Annotated in this window: 15 protein-coding genes; 4 read left to right on the top strand and 11 right to left on the bottom strand. The window is 68.9% G+C overall.

What is annotated here, in order from left to right; translation table 11 throughout:
- Positions 1-36: 36 nt before the first annotated feature.
- The 6 genes from Raf01_RS29565 to Raf01_RS29540 all read right to left on the bottom strand — a co-directional run bounded on the left by Raf01_RS29565 (position 37) and on the right by Raf01_RS29540 (position 3,458).
- Entirely contained in the window at positions 37-1,032 is a 996-nt protein-coding gene (locus tag Raf01_RS29565) for a DODA-type extradiol aromatic ring-opening family dioxygenase (protein ID WP_203921331.1), read from the bottom strand.
- A 202-nt stretch (positions 1,033-1,234) separates the two neighbouring features.
- On the bottom strand, positions 1,235-1,621 hold the full coding sequence (locus Raf01_RS29560; protein ID WP_203921330.1) for a RidA family protein: 387 nt from the start codon (positions 1,619-1,621) through the stop codon (positions 1,235-1,237).
- A gap of 43 nt (positions 1,622-1,664) precedes the next feature.
- Positions 1,665-1,856 (bottom strand): ferredoxin, encoded by a 192-nt coding sequence (locus tag Raf01_RS29555; RefSeq protein ID WP_203921329.1) that lies wholly within the window; start codon positions 1,854-1,856, stop codon positions 1,665-1,667.
- A 76-nt stretch (positions 1,857-1,932) separates the two neighbouring features.
- Entirely contained in the window at positions 1,933-2,586 is a 654-nt protein-coding gene (locus tag Raf01_RS29550; RefSeq protein WP_203921328.1) for an RraA family protein, read from the bottom strand.
- Positions 2,579-3,271: an RraA family protein gene (locus Raf01_RS29545; RefSeq protein WP_203921327.1), complete on the bottom strand. Its 693-nt coding sequence runs from the start codon at positions 3,269-3,271 to the stop codon at positions 2,579-2,581. The genes Raf01_RS29550 and Raf01_RS29545 overlap by 8 nt, the downstream gene beginning before the upstream one ends.
- The gene (locus Raf01_RS29540; RefSeq protein WP_203921326.1) at positions 3,264-3,458 is read right to left on the bottom strand and encodes a hypothetical protein; all 195 of its coding nucleotides are present in this window, start codon (positions 3,456-3,458) and stop codon (positions 3,264-3,266) included. The genes Raf01_RS29545 and Raf01_RS29540 overlap by 8 nt, the downstream gene beginning before the upstream one ends.
- A gap of 440 nt (positions 3,459-3,898) precedes the next feature.
- Here Raf01_RS29540 and Raf01_RS29535 point away from each other — a divergent pair, with 440 nt between their 5' ends.
- Both Raf01_RS29535 and Raf01_RS29530 read left to right on the top strand, forming a co-directional pair.
- A complete protein-coding gene (locus tag Raf01_RS29535; RefSeq protein ID WP_203921325.1) occupies positions 3,899-4,846 on the top strand; it encodes an NAD-dependent epimerase/dehydratase family protein in 948 nt (315 codons plus the stop codon).
- A gap of 27 nt (positions 4,847-4,873) precedes the next feature.
- Complete coding sequence (locus tag Raf01_RS29530; RefSeq protein WP_203921324.1) at positions 4,874-6,049, top strand: NAD(P)/FAD-dependent oxidoreductase; 1,176 nt, start codon at positions 4,874-4,876, stop codon at positions 6,047-6,049.
- A 247-nt stretch (positions 6,050-6,296) separates the two neighbouring features.
- Here the strand turns inward: Raf01_RS29530 and Raf01_RS29525 are convergent, their stop codons facing one another.
- Entirely contained in the window at positions 6,297-7,295 is a 999-nt protein-coding gene (locus tag Raf01_RS29525; protein ID WP_203921323.1) for an ABC transporter substrate-binding protein, read from the bottom strand.
- 193 nt (positions 7,296-7,488) lie between these two features.
- On the opposite strand from Raf01_RS29525, the gene Raf01_RS29520 reads away from it, so the two are divergent.
- Positions 7,489-8,310: an SDR family NAD(P)-dependent oxidoreductase gene (locus Raf01_RS29520; protein WP_203921322.1), complete on the top strand. Its 822-nt coding sequence runs from the start codon at positions 7,489-7,491 to the stop codon at positions 8,308-8,310.
- 45 nt (positions 8,311-8,355) lie between these two features.
- Here the strand turns inward: Raf01_RS29520 and Raf01_RS29515 are convergent, their stop codons facing one another.
- Positions 8,356-9,699: a nickel pincer cofactor-dependent isomerase, group 22 gene (locus tag Raf01_RS29515; protein WP_203921321.1), complete on the bottom strand. Its 1,344-nt coding sequence runs from the start codon at positions 9,697-9,699 to the stop codon at positions 8,356-8,358.
- A gap of 469 nt (positions 9,700-10,168) precedes the next feature.
- On the opposite strand from Raf01_RS29515, the gene Raf01_RS29510 reads away from it, so the two are divergent.
- Entirely contained in the window at positions 10,169-10,789 is a 621-nt protein-coding gene (locus Raf01_RS29510) for a GntR family transcriptional regulator (protein ID WP_203921320.1), read from the top strand.
- A gap of 111 nt (positions 10,790-10,900) precedes the next feature.
- On the opposite strand, the gene Raf01_RS29505 is transcribed toward Raf01_RS29510, so the two are convergent.
- From Raf01_RS29505 to Raf01_RS29495, 3 genes are all read right to left on the bottom strand, one after another.
- Positions 10,901-11,749, bottom strand: a complete 849-nt coding sequence (locus Raf01_RS29505) for an ABC transporter permease (RefSeq protein ID WP_203921319.1) — start codon at positions 11,747-11,749, stop codon at positions 10,901-10,903.
- A 179-nt stretch (positions 11,750-11,928) separates the two neighbouring features.
- Entirely contained in the window at positions 11,929-12,687 is a 759-nt protein-coding gene (locus tag Raf01_RS29500; RefSeq protein ID WP_203921318.1) for a maleate cis-trans isomerase family protein, read from the bottom strand.
- A gap of 46 nt (positions 12,688-12,733) precedes the next feature.
- Positions 12,734-13,765, bottom strand: a complete 1,032-nt coding sequence (locus Raf01_RS29495; protein ID WP_203921317.1) for an ABC transporter substrate-binding protein — start codon at positions 13,763-13,765, stop codon at positions 12,734-12,736.
- Between the last annotated feature and the right edge of the window lie 109 nt (positions 13,766-13,874).

The following is a 13,874-nucleotide window of genomic DNA, read 5'->3' as shown; positions in this document are numbered from 1 at the left end:
CTGCCGTTTGCGCGCCGCCGTTGGGTTCGACGGTGGTCAGCGCCAGACGGCGAATGCCATGCCCACACCGGTACCGGCGATGGAGCGGTAGGCCGGGACGTAGTCGACCAGTTCCATGGACAGTCCCTCCAGCGCGCCGCCGGCGGCGATCCAGTTCAGGCTCTCCGAGGTGCCGGAACGCATGTAGCGGCGCGGGATGGTGGACAGCGACTCGAAGTCGTTGTTCTTCAACCCGTCGAGTACCCGGTGATCCAGCTCTTCGTCCACCACGAAGTGGGACAGCCCGCCGGAGGCGACGATCGCGACCCTGATGTCCTCGGGGTAGCTCTCGATGGCCCGGCGCAGCGCCCGCCCGAGCAGGTAGCAGCGGCGCGGCGACGGCTGGTTCGGCGGGTAGTAGGTGTTGACGAGGATGGGCAGCAGCGGGATGACCTTCTCCCCCATCAGCCGGCGCCGGGCGAACGTGAACGCGTGCCCGACGCTGCGCCCCTCGCGCTGGGTCACCAGCTGGGCGACGTCGAACTCATCGGTCATCAGCGACTCGATGAGGTGCAGTCCGAGCTTGCCCGGCACCGGGTAGCTCTCCCGGGTGTCGTTGTGCTGCGCCCACAGCGCGGCGCGCAGGCCGGCCGCCATGGCCTCCTGCTCCTCGTCGTCGGGCGCGAAGTCGTCGATGCTGTCGCCCCAGTAAATCGCGAAGGTCGGTGTCCCGTCGTCGCGGAACAGCTCCTCCTGGTCGTCGCCGATGACCAGCACGACGTCCGGGTCGGTTTCCTGCAGGACCTTGCCGAGCTGGTCGATCGCGTCCTGGGCGCGGCCGTGCAGGTCCGTCCAGACCTGCGGGGTCAGCCGGGACTCGTCGATGTTCCACGACTTCTCGGCCAGCAGGTCATCGAAGCTGTGCAGCTCGCCGTCGCGGCCGAGAAGCTGGGGGTTGCGCCGGTCGCGGTTGGCGTGGTCCTCCCACCAGTCGATGGTGGTGCTCAATTGCGGGCTGTGCGACGAGCCGATGCCGAGAACGATACGGGCCATGGGTCGTCTCACCGTCCTTTCCCGAAGGCATCGTCGGCATCGCCGACACGGTTGACTGAGTCGATGGGCAGCGAGTGTCTATAGGCAGCGGGCCTCGATGGGCAACGAGTGTCGATGGGCAGGGGCGGCCGGGTGCCGGGGGTCTTGCCCGGTGCCCGACCGCGGCGGGGCTCGTCCCGCCGGAGCCCGGTAGCGGTGGCCGCTACTCGGCGACGGCCTGAACCTGAAGCTGGATGAGCATCCCGTTCGGCAACGGGCGTACCGTCACGTGCCGCGCGGGGCGGTCGTGCTCGTCCGGGAACCACTCCAGCCAGTACTTGTTCACGGCCGGGCGCAGTGTGTTGTCGGCCAGGTAGACGTCCAGATAGACGATGTCGGCGGGACCGAGCCCGGCGACGTTCAGCAGCGCGGCGGCGTTGCCGAAGACCAGTTCGACCTGGCGCTGTCCGTCCTCCGGGATGCTGCCGGTGGCCGGGTCCGTCGGCGGGATCCCGGACGAGTGGAAGAAGGCACCCACCTGCGCCGCCATCGGAATCGGCGCGGCACCGTGGTCGACTCCTGGAATCTCGAATGTCTTGCGTCGGCTCATCGTTCTCCTCGGATCCGGTGGGTCTCGGGCTCAGGCACAGGACCTAGTCGGTCAGCCGGATCGCGTCGACCGGGCAGCGGGAGGCGGCGTCGCGAACGTTGGGCTCCTGGTCCGCCGGAATCGCGTCCACGAGGAGGTAGGCCAGGCCGTCGTCGCGGACTTCGAAAATCTTCGGCGCGGACTCGCCGCACTGCCCGTGGCCCTGGCACAACTCGCGATCGATGTCGACATTCACGTTGTCTCCTCACCTGTCGGTTGCTTGTTCGCCACCGGCCGTGGCGCGCTGTCCGCACCCGTTCGTGCCGGCGCGCTCAGGCCGGGAAGTTGTACAGGTCCAAGGTGCGCTTGCCGTCGCGCAGCTGCTGCATCAGATCCGCTTCCTTCTGCACCCGCAGCCGCGCCTGCGCGACGACCTCGGCCAGTTGGTGACGCGGAATGACGACGACTCCGTCCTCATCGCCCACCACCCAGTCACCCGGGTGCACGACGATCTCGCCCATCACGACGTCTTCGTTGATCGCACCGACGCCGTCGGCGTGCTTCACCGTGCCGCGGATCGAGGAGCCGCGACCGAAGACCGGCATGCCGACCTCGGCGATCCGGGCCAGGTCCCGGACGCAACCGTCAAGCACGACGGCGGCGATCTGGCGCTCGCTCGCCGCGCGGGACAGCACCTCGCCCCAGTAACCCCACTCGTAGGCACCGCTGAAGCTGCCCACCAGGACGTCGCCGGGCGCACACCGGTAGACCGCGCGGTGCAGCCAGAGATTGTCCGCGGGTGGGCCGCACACGGTGACTGCCGGGCCGGCGAACGACGGCGACGGCGTCATCGGCCGGATGGCCGCGGGCAACGCACCGATCCGCCCGCCGGCCTCGTGAAGGGTGGCCGGGCCGAGGGCGGCGATCTCCTGAACGGACACTCCGTCGACGGTCTGACGCTTCGCGTCGGACGTCACGTCAAACACGCTTCTCTCCCGTCGCCCTGACGAGCATGTCTTCGTAGCGGACGCCGAGCACGCTGGACAGCGTCGCGCCCGCCCGGATCTCCTCGACCATCGCGCTCTCCTTGGCCATGATTTCCTCGGCCCTGCCCAGCACGTCCTCGGCGCGCTCGGCCGCGATCACCACCACTCCCGTCCCGTCGGCGAGGACCAGGTCGCCCGTGCTCACCCGTACCGAGCCGACGACCACCGGCTCGCCGCACGACGTCTCGTGCACCCGGCCACGGGCGGTCCGGGCGGCGCTGCCCCGGGCGAAGACCGGGAAGCGGAGCTCGCGGGCCTCGTCGACGTCGCGGCACGCGCCATCGGTGACGACGCCGACGACACCGGCGGCGATCGCGCCGACCGACAGCAGGCCGCCCCAACTACCCATGCCGGTGCGCCCTCCGTTGGCCACCACGATCACGTCGCCAGGTCGGGCGCTGGCGATAGCCCGCACGCCGAGATGAACCTTCGGCCGATCCTCGGGCGCCGGGCCCGGCGCGAGTTGCATGGTGACGGCCCGGCCCACCGCGCGGGCGCCCTCCCAGCGTGGCGCGAGACCCTGGATCGCGCCGTCGATTCCCAGCGCGTCGAGGGCGTCGGACACCACGCAACTGTCCAGAAGGCGAAGCCGCTCGACCTGCGGGTCGGTGCGCGCCTCAGTCACCGACGGCCTCGCGCTTGAAGAACAGGATCAGGTATCCCGTGGTCGACGAGTTGTAGATGATGGGCTGCACATGCTGCAAATCCCAGCCTTCAGCCGACCGCGTCTTCAGGATCTCACCGATCTCGGCGGTCACGGTTTCGGGCGTCCGTCCGGTCGCGCGAACCTCGGCAACTTCGTGCTCCGCCATGCACATGTCCTTTCGCCGCAACGTCGACCGGGGCCCACCCGGCCCGGGGAGAACTCCGGGGCTTCATCCGACCCAGGGGCTTGGCGCTATCACCTGCGACGCGTGCCCTCCGTCTGACTCCGCGTCAGCGCCTCGTTGTAGGACCTGCAAGATGTAGCTTATAGAAAGCGATTTTAGCTGGACTGTCAAGACCCGTAAGGCTTCCGCGACCGTCGCGGACGCTCCTTCGCCATCCGGAATCGTCGATCGCACTGTGCCCGGTGGACGAGCGGCGTGTGTGGCATCCGTGGGCGGCTGCGCCACCACCGCCCGCATCGCCACCACCGGTGGCCGGTCGCCGAGATCCGGCCCAGATGTTTCGATCGAGGTGTTCCGGCTCCCCGGTCCAAACTATAGGCTGCAGGCAATGCCTGGCGAAGTTTGACGCCCGAGGAGTTCAAATGATCTTGATTACCGGCGGGATGGGCTTCATCGGTATCTCGACGGCGCGGGAGCTTGCCCGCACGGACGAGGTTGTCCTCGGCTACAACCGGACGCTGCGCAGCCCCGGCGAACTGCGGGCGCTGATCGGCGCGAAGGTCGCCACCGTCCAGCTCGACGTCGTGAACCCCTACTCGATCCCCCGCGCCCTCGCCGAGTACCGGCCGGCGAGCATCGTCCACCTCGCCGTACCGGCGCTCGGCGCGATGCCACCGGCCGAGGAGTCGTTGGCCAACGTCCAGGGCCTGATGAATGTGCTGGAGTCCGCGCACAACGCCGGGATCGAACGGGTCAGCGTGGCCAGTTCGCTGGCCGTCTACGCGGGGCTCGACGGCGGCCCGTTCGCCGAGGACCGTGCCCTGCCGGTCGAGTCGTCCAGCGCCACCAGCGCGATGAAGAAGGCGGAGGAGATCCTGGCGCTGCACTACGCCGACCGCACCGGGATGGACCTGCGGCTGCTGCGCATCGGCCTCACGTACGGTCCGCTCTACCACTCGCTCGCCAACGCCGTCGGGCGGCTCACCCATCTCGCGGTCCGCGGAGCGCTCCCGGACGGCAAGTCGGTCACCTGGACGCCCCAGCAACTGCTCGGCGGGATGGACCTGTGCCACGTCGACGACTGCGCCCGCGCCGTCGCCACCATCCACCGGGCGGAACACACCGCACATCGCATCTACAACGTCAGCGGCGGAACCTCCGTCTCCGCCGACACGCTGTTCTCCGCGGTCGCCGCCGCAGTGCCGGGCGCGGTCCTGCCGGACGAGCTGCGCCACACCGGAACCCGGGAAAACGCCGACGGCTACCTGGACATCAGCCGCGCCCGCGACGAGTTCGGCATCGTTCCGCGCTACGACATCGAGGCCGGCATCCGGCAGTACGCCGGCTGGCTGCGCGACCACGACCTGTAGGACGATCTCAAGGAGCGGAGGCAGCACATGTCCAAGGCCCACATCGTGGTCGTCGGTTCATCGCTGGCCGGAGTCCGCGGAGTCGAGGCGATCCAGCGCACCGGATTCGCCGGTACCGTCTCGCTCGTCGGTGTGGAGAAGCACTACCCGCCGATCGACCGTCCCCCGCTGTCCAAGGCGGTGCTGCGGACCGGCCGCACGCCCGACGTGGTGCGGGTCGACGGCAACCTGGAGGTCGATCTACGGCTCGGACGCGAGGCGACTGGGCTCGACCTCGACGCGCGCCGGGTGTCGCTCGACGATGGCTCGGTACTCGACTACGACGGGCTGATGGTCGCCACGGGTGCGACGGTGCGCCGGTTGCCGGGTACGCAGGGCCGGGCCAACGTACACGTGCTGCGCACCGTCGAGGACGCGGCCGCGCTGAACGCGGTGCTGACCCCGGGCGTACGGGTGGCGGTGATCGGTGCCGGGGTGCTCGGCTGCGAGATCGCGGCCACCTGCCGGCAACTGGACCTCAAGGTCACGATGATCGACGTCTTCAGCCAGCCGATGCTGCGCATCCTCGGGCCTTCGGCGGCCCCGCTGCTCGCGGATCTGCACCGGGAGCACGGCGTCCGGCTGCTGTTGCACCGGGAGGTGCTGGGCCTGCGGGGCGAACACGTCGCCGACGGTGTGCTGCTGGACCACGACGAGGTGGTGGAGGCCGATGTCGTCGTGGTGGCCATCGGTGCCGCCCCGGAGACGCGGTGGCTTGAGGGCAGCGGCCTGGAGCTGGCCGACGGTGTCGCCTGCGACAGCGAGTGCTTCGCGGTCGGCGGGGATCGGCGGGTGGTCGCCGCCGGAGACGTGGCGCGTTGGTACCACCCGCTGTTCGGCCGGATGATGCGCGTCGAGCACTGGACGAACGCCGTCACACAGGCGCAGCTCGCCGGCCGCAACCTCGTGGCGGCGCTGGGCGGCCCCGGAACGGTCACCCCGTACGAGGTGCTGCCCTACTTCTGGACCGACCAGTACGACTGGAAGCTGCAGTTCATCGGTGCGCTCGGCGAGGACATCGCGTTCGAGGAGGGCCAGCCCGGCGACCGGCAGTTCGTCATCTCGTACCGCACCGAGGGGCGGCTGGTCGGCGTGCTGTGCGCCAACCGGCCGAGCCGGATCGCCCCGTGGCGCTCGCGCATCACCGCCGAACTCCGCGCCTGAGGACGACTGGTCCGGGTCGTCGCGCGGCGTCAGACGCGCCGAGCCAGACTGGTCGGCAACGCACCGCCACCCGGCGCCGCCATCGCCACTGACGCCGAATGCCCGCCCGGTCACGAGATTCCCTCGCCACCGGGCGGGCGTCTGCTCAGGATCGCAGCCGGTTCAGAGCCGGCTCACAGGTGACTCAAAGCCGGCGCACAGCTGGCTTTCACAGCCGGCACTCACAGCCGGCACTCACAGCCGGCACTCACAGCGCCAGCGTGCTCGGCGCGAACAGGTCCTTGATGTCCACTCGCCGCTTGGCCAGTCCCTGCTCGACGAGGTACTCCGCGAGCGTCTCCAGCACCGCGCCCTGCGCCCCGATCCCGTACGGCAGCGGATCCGCGGCACGGATGTCGGCGGCGACGTCGGCGGGCAGGACGCCGAGCTGCTCCCACGGCTGCAGCACCTCCAGCGCCGGCTCGGTGGCCAGCCGCTTGGCCTCCAGGAACGCGGAGTAGACGTTCAGCGCCACCCACGGGTGCTTCTCCAGCAGGCTGGCGCGCGCGACGACGACATGGTTCACCGGCAGCAGGCCGGTCTTGCTGTAGTACCGGATCCCCTCGGCCCGCGGGTCGCGGAACAGCGTGCGGACCCCGGCGATGGCACCCGCGTCGCTGCGCGAGCGGTCGACCAGGTTGCGGTGCGCGATGTAAACGACCGCCGCGTCGAGTTCTCCGGCGCGAAGCATCTCGCCCACGTTGGTCTCGCCGGGGATGTAGCTCAGCCTCACCCCGTCGGGCGGAGTGAACGCGGTGGCACCGCCGTGACTCAGCTCCGGCGGCCTCTCCATGAACCAGGTCAACTGCTGCGGTGCGACGCCGAACTCGTGCAGCAGCGCGCCGCGCGTCCACACGGCCGCCGTCTGCTGGTACTCCGGCACGCCGACCCGCTTGCCGATCAGGTCGGCGGGGCTGTCGATGCCGGCCCCGTCGCGCACCACGACCGCGGTGTGGAAGAACCGCCGGGTGGTGAAGACCGGGATGGCGACCCAGTCCCGAGTCCCTTGCGACGCCGCGATCGTCATGGACGACAGCGACATCTCGGAGATGTCGAACTCGGCGTATTTCAGCTGCCGCCAGAACATCTCCGACGGGTGGACCGCGCTCACGGTCCAGTCGATGCCCTCCGGGTTCACCAGCCCGGAGTGGATCGGGGCCGTCATCGGATTGGCCGACAGCGCGACGCTCAGGGAAAGTGCGCCCATGACACCACTCCTACTCGGTAGGGGGAAGCACGCGGCGGACAGGGGCCGCCCAGATATTGGCCGACACTACGCTATAGGCTGCAGGACTCTCAACACTGTCGACGCGACTGGATCGCCTGTAGGGTATAGGCATCTCGTCCAGCGCCCGTCCGCACCGGCCGGGTAGCGCCCTACGAACCCCGGTGGGAGAGTCGTGACTTCTGGCATGAACGACATCGACTGGCGCACCCTGTCTCTGCCCGGCATCGACGGCTCGACCGTGGCGATCGTGCTCGGCGGGGGCGGCGCGATCGGCGGCGAGACGGTACGCGCGCTGGCCGCCATGGGCGCGAAGGTCGCGTTGGTGACGCGGGACCTCGAGCGCAGCACCGAACTGGCCAAGAAGGTCGACGCGGAGCATCCCGTGCTGCCGGGTGTCGCCGACCTGGCCAAGCCGGGCGATCTGGAGCGGATGGTGGCTCAGGTCAGCGACGGGCTCGGCACACCGACGGTGCTGGTCAACTCCGCCGCGATCGGCGCCCCGCACAACGACATCACCGCCGTGTCCCGCGACGAGGTCAGCAAGCTCTTCGACGTGAACGTCGTCGCCGCCTACGAGGCGGCCAAGGCAGTCGCGCCCGGGATGCGCACGGCCGGGTACGGCAGGATCGTGAACGTGGCGTCGATCGCCGCCCTGCGAGTGACCCGCGGCGGGGTCGCGTACGGCGTCTCCAAGGCCGCGGTCATCAGCCTGACCGAGCAGTTGGCGGCCGACCTCGCCGGCGGCGGGATCACCGTCAACTGCGTCAGTCCCGGCCAGACACCGACCAAGCTGCGCGATGTCAACGAGGCGGCGGGTTCGCCGCAGGAGCAGGTGAATGGTCCCACCAACGCCATTCCGCTGGGCCGCCGCGGACGGCTGCAGGACTACGTCGGCGCGATCCTGTTCCTCAGCTCGTCACTGGCCGGCTACATCACCGGCGTCGACATCCCGGTCGAGGGCGGGATCCGGCTGGTCCGCCCCAAGTCCTTCTGAGCCTTCCCGGGCGTCGCCTTCCCATCGCCGGCGCCCGGGACCGGGTCAGAGCCAGGTCTCCAGCCGGCCCCGCGTGTCGAACGCCATCGGTGACGGGTCACCCAGCAGTTCGAGCCGCGGGTCGCGCTCGACCTCGGCTCGCAGCGACTCCGACACCAGCAGGTGCTCCAGTTCGAGCGTGTTGCGCATCTGCACGACGCGGACGTCCGGAGCCGGCCGGCCGCAGGTGAGGATGGCGGCCGCGATCGCATCCCGGTCGGTCGGCATCGCCATCGGAATCTGGCAGCGCTGCGGACCGCCCAGGCCGGACGTCATCGCGTTGACGTACATGGTTCGCAGGTCCATCCCCTCGAGGAGCCGGAGCGGGATGAAGTCCGCCAACCCGACGCCCAGGGCGTTGCCGTGCGAGGCTTTGCTGACTTCGAGGGCCACGATGTTGGTGATCCTCGGGCGCTCGAACTCCGCGGTACCCCGGATCATCATCCGGCCCACCACGTTGGTGTCGAGTCCGGTGCCGGACTTGTCCTTGCCGATGGCCTGGACGACGGCCACGTCGATGTCGTCGAACGGCAGCGTCGCCATCATCCGTCTGGCCTCGCCCAGCAGCGCCGTCTCCGCCTCGGCACCGACGCCGTCCGGCTCGACGAACGCGATCCGCGCCGCCCGGTCATAGGCGTTCTCGACGATCGCGAGACCGCCGAGAACCGGGGCGTGGTCGATGATCCGGCGCGCGACCCTCGGGATCCACCGGCCGAGGTTGGCCGGCCCGTACGCGTGGATGCCCTCGGCGCCGCGCTGCTTACCGAGCCCGACGGCCAGAATCTTCGCCAGCCCGCTCTCGATGTCGGCGTTGAAGTCGGTGTGCGCCTTGACCCGGTTGACGAGCAGGATGGCGTCGGCATCGTGGGCGTGCCGGTCGAGGTGTGCCGTCGGCCCACCCGGAACAGGTCCGAGGTTCACCGTCTCCATCGTCGCCAGGATGGGCATCCCGAGGCTCTGCTCGGTCATGCCCAGGTCCGTCAGCACTTGGAGCTGGCCCGCCTCGGTGGCCCCGCCGTGCGAGCCCATCGCCGCTACGGCGAACGGCTCGGCGCCGGTCGACCGCAGCCACTGCCCGGCGGCCCGGACCACGGCCGGCTTGTCGGCTATCCCGCGGCTGCCGACGGTGATGGCGACCCGCATGCCGGCGGACACCCTCGACCGCACCGGCTCCAGGGCCGCCATCGTGGCGGCTGCGACATCCTTGACCGCTGGGGCCTCGAAGCGCTGGCGCACCGGCAGGAGGCTCGGGAACGGGGCGTCGTAATGCAGCTGTCTGACCGCTTCGAAGGGACCGAGAGGGTCGCTGACCGAGTCTCGCCGCGCGATGCCGTCCGAACCAGTGTCCATGCTTCCAACCCCCAGGTGCTGACGAGGCACCACGATGACGAGGCACCACACTCGCGAGGCACCACGATGAGGAGGCACGAAGCTCACGAGGCACGACGCTCCGGGCCCATTGAGCCCGTTACATAGGCTATGATCTGTGTAAAGGGTCGTCAAGGATGATGTGGCGGTCCCACGGCAGCGCAAAGGTCGAGGATCGTCGCACCCGGACGGCACACCCGATGGCGGTTGGCATCTCGGGAAATCGACGATCGAGACATTTGCCAGCCTATGGAATTCCCGGTTACTATCCCCTGCCGCGAAGGTGTCGGCGGGACCGGCTCGGCGCATGTTGGTAGGCCCGTAACGCACGGACTACATGGTGGGTCCGTTGGCTGCGCTACTGGGGACTTTCGGTAGGGGGCAACGCACTGTGACCATCAATTCGGCCCAGTTCTCCACATACGGGTCCCGTGAGCAGTCCTTTGCCGCGATGACCAAGGCCGATTTGGCCTACAGCCGGATTCGGCAGCAGATTCTGACCGGCGAGCTGGCCCCGGATGCCGACCTCGACCAGGAGGGACTGGCCGCCGATCTGGGACTGTCGACGACTCCCGTCCGCGAGGCGTTGCGCCGCTTGGAGTCCGAGGGGCTGGTCCTGATCAGGGCGCATCGCGTCGCCACCGTCGCGCCCCTGTCGTACGAGACGATGCTCAACGTGTACGAGATGAGGCTCCTGCTCGATCCCGCGGCGGTTTCCGCCGCCGCCAACCGCATCACCGTCGAAGAGAGCAAGCAGCTGCGTGCCATGGCCGCCGACCACCCGCGCAGCCAGGACCCGATCGTCCACCTCAACTGGAATCGTCACCTGCACCGCGCGGTCTACGCGGCGTGCGGCAATCCCATTCTCATCGGCACGCTGGATTCCCTGTGGGACATGAGCGACCGCTATCGGATGATCATGGTGAAGGATCAGGAGGCGTCCAAGTCGGTGCGCCAGGATCACTTCGCGATAGTTTCGGCGGTCGCGGACAAGCTCGCGGACCGGGCGGCGAGGTTGATGTACGAGCACGTGGCCGAGTCTCACGCGCGGCTGCGATCCGTTTTCGAATGAGCGACCGGTCCGCCCGAGGAGTTTCATGCCGTTCGGGGCGGTCATGCGCATCGCATGCCTGCCCCGAAACAATCGGCCCTTCGCTCGCACGTCGCTGACGCGCGAGGCGGTTCACGCCTTCGGCCGCCAACGGTCGAGGTACCTTTCGAGTCCCTTCAGCGCATTGGTCAGGATGACACCGATCATCGCCACCACGAATACCGCGGCGAACATGTCGGGGGTCTGGAAATTGTTTCCGGCGATCTCGATGGTGTATCCGAGTCCGGCGGTGGACGACACCAGCTCGGCGACGATCATTCCGACGAGTCCGTGGCCGATACCCAACCTGATGCCGGTGACCACATAGGGCACCGCGCCGGGCACGATAACCGTCCGGAACGTCTGCAACTCACCGGCGCAGAACGACCGGGCCACCCGCAACAGGTTGGCATCCGCCGCCTGTACCCCGGAAACGGTGTTCATCAGGATCGGCAGGACTGCGGACAGGAAGATGATCGCGACCTTCGACGTCATGCCGATGCCGAACCAGATGACGAACAGTGGGACGAGGGCGATGCGCGGCGTGGAGTTCGAGAAGTTGACCAACGGATCGAGCGTGTACTCGACCCGCCGCCACCGACCCATCACCACGCCGGCCAGCAGGCCGACCACGAGTGCGAGGCCAAACCCGAGCCCGAACTCGATGGCACTGGTCTTCAGCGCGGCGAGGCCGTCGCCCTGGAAGTACTCGTAGAGCGCGTGCGCCACCTCGCTCGGCTTGCTGGAGAACGTCGGGTTCACCACGCCGAGGTCCGCGCAGATCTCCCACGCCGCGAGGACGACGACGGCGCCCAGGGTGCCGAACAGGATGCGCTCGCGGCGCACAGCCGATCGGCGCAACCCGCCGGACGGCTTGCGCGCCCGTGGCCGTGGCGACGAACGCGTGCTCTTTCCGGTCTCGATGGAACGTGTACTGGCCATCCCTGTGTCCCGCCTCGAATCCCTGTTCCTCGACGAACTGACTACTCTTCCGGCCCAAACGTTGTCTTTTCCCGTCGCTCGGAGGCGCGCCTGTCACCGCGCCCTCTGGGGCGCGGGCGGGCGGCCGCCGCGGGTCGGACCCGCGTGAGGCCACCCGCATGCGGCCGACCCGCGGATGCCTAACGCCGCAGCAGTTTGCCGAATCCCTCGACCCGCACGTCCTTCACACCGGCCATCCGCATGCCCTTCCACAGCGTGCACTGCATGCTGGAGATGACCCCGACGCCCAGCTCTTGTTCCAGAGGCTCGATCAGGTCCACCACCGGGAACGGCGCGCCCGGGAAGTAGATGGCGTCCACGTTGCCCGCCTGCTGGTAGGTCTTCTTGGCCAGCTCGTACCCGAGCCGCAACGGTGCCGCCGTCAGGCGCCGGTAGTCCAGCTCGAGGTGGCACATGCTGCCGACGACGAAGCCCGACTTCTGCAGGAAGTCGACCAACTGGTCGTTGAACGGGTCCGGGAACGGTGTGGCGAGAGCGACCGAGCTGGCCCCGAGCTCGCGCAGCGCCTCGACCGCGGCCGTCTGAGCCGTCGAGGTCTGGATCCCGCTGGCCGCCTCCACCTTGGCGGCCAGTTCCTTGTCCGAACCGAATCCGCCGACCACGACGGTGGGCGAGCCGCCGACGAGGATGCAGTCGGGCTTTTCCTTCGCCAGTTCGCGTGCCGCGCCCTCGGCGCGGTCGATGGCGCTCCACATCTGGTCCGTGGTGATCTGGGTGACGCTCAGGCTGGTCCGGACCATCGTCACCCCGGGCGGTGCCATGCGGTAGAACTGCCGGCTGAGGGATTCGTCGACGATGCCCGGGCTCAGGAAGCCGATCCGGGCCCGCCAGCCGTACCCGTGCTCCAGAAGGTTCGTGTCCACTGTCGCGGCGCTCACATCAGGTCCTCTCTGCGGTCGGTGGAGTCTTCGGGTCGACGGGGCGTCAACTGGTCGGGAAGCCCGACGGCACGACCCACTTGGACTGGTCGATCTTCTGGATGTAGGAGTTGTCCATCAGGCTGGCCGGATCGACGGTGCTCGGCGGCTTGAGGCCACCCAGCAGGTCCTTCAGGTCCTCGCTGGGGAACGGCGACGCCGCCCAGCGGTCCTTGTACTCTTCCCAGGTGCCGTCGAGCTGCGCCTGATCCTTGAGGCCGAGGTACTTCTTGAAGGCGGCCTCCGACGCTGCCTTGTCGGTCTTCGCGAGCTGCGTCGCGGCCATGTAGCCCTCGATGAACTTGGTCACCAGGTCGGGATGCTTGGCCGCGAACCCACCGCTGACCGCATACACCGACGGCAACACGTAGTCCCCGATGTCGATGGTCTTGAGATGGAACTGGTTCTCCGCCTGGATCGTCGTCGGCGGCGAGACCACCGCGGCCTGTACCTTGCCGGCCTGCAGGGACGCCAGAGCCGCGGTGTTCTGGCTCACGTAGATAACCTTGACGTCCTTGTCGGGTACCAGATGGTGTGCGGTCATCGCGGTCCGCGCCGCGGTGTCGGCACCGCCACCGGGCGTCGTGGTCGCGAGAGTCTTGCCCTTCAGACCCTCGATGTCGGTGATCGACGGTGTCGTCGCGAGGTAGAAGGCGGTGATGCCGTTGGTGAAGATGACTTTCGCTCCGTTCTTCGAAGCCAGCACCGCGGCGACCATGTTCGGCCCGTCCCCGCCGATGTCGACCGTGCCGCTGGAGACCGCGGCCGAGGAGGCGGTCGGGGTCAGCACCTTCACCTCGACGTTCAACCCGTACTTCTTGAACACCCCGGCGTCGACGCCGACGAAAATCGGCGCGGTGTTCCCGGTCGCGCCGGACACGCCGACCGTGATGGTCGGCGTCGAACCGCCGTCCCCGCCGCTGGCCGACGACGAGCACGCCGCGCCGGTCAACGTCAGCGCGATCACGGCCGCCCCGGCCACAATGGACTTCTCCAGCGGCCGGGCCGCGAGTCTGCTGCGTCGCGTTGAAGGTCTCATGTCCCTGCGATGTCCTTTCCTAGCCGACAGCTCAACGTTGGTGGAGGGGATCTGCCGCGCCGCCCGGCGACCGGTCCGCGCCTTTCCGGCAACCGGTCCCGGCGAACGG

It is taken from the genome of Rugosimonospora africana, from assembly GCF_016862975.1.
GTDB lineage: Bacteria > Actinomycetota > Actinomycetes > Mycobacteriales > Micromonosporaceae > Rugosimonospora > Rugosimonospora africana.
Note: the sequence above shows the minus strand (reverse complement) of the source record. Positions and strands in the feature narration are given on the sequence as shown.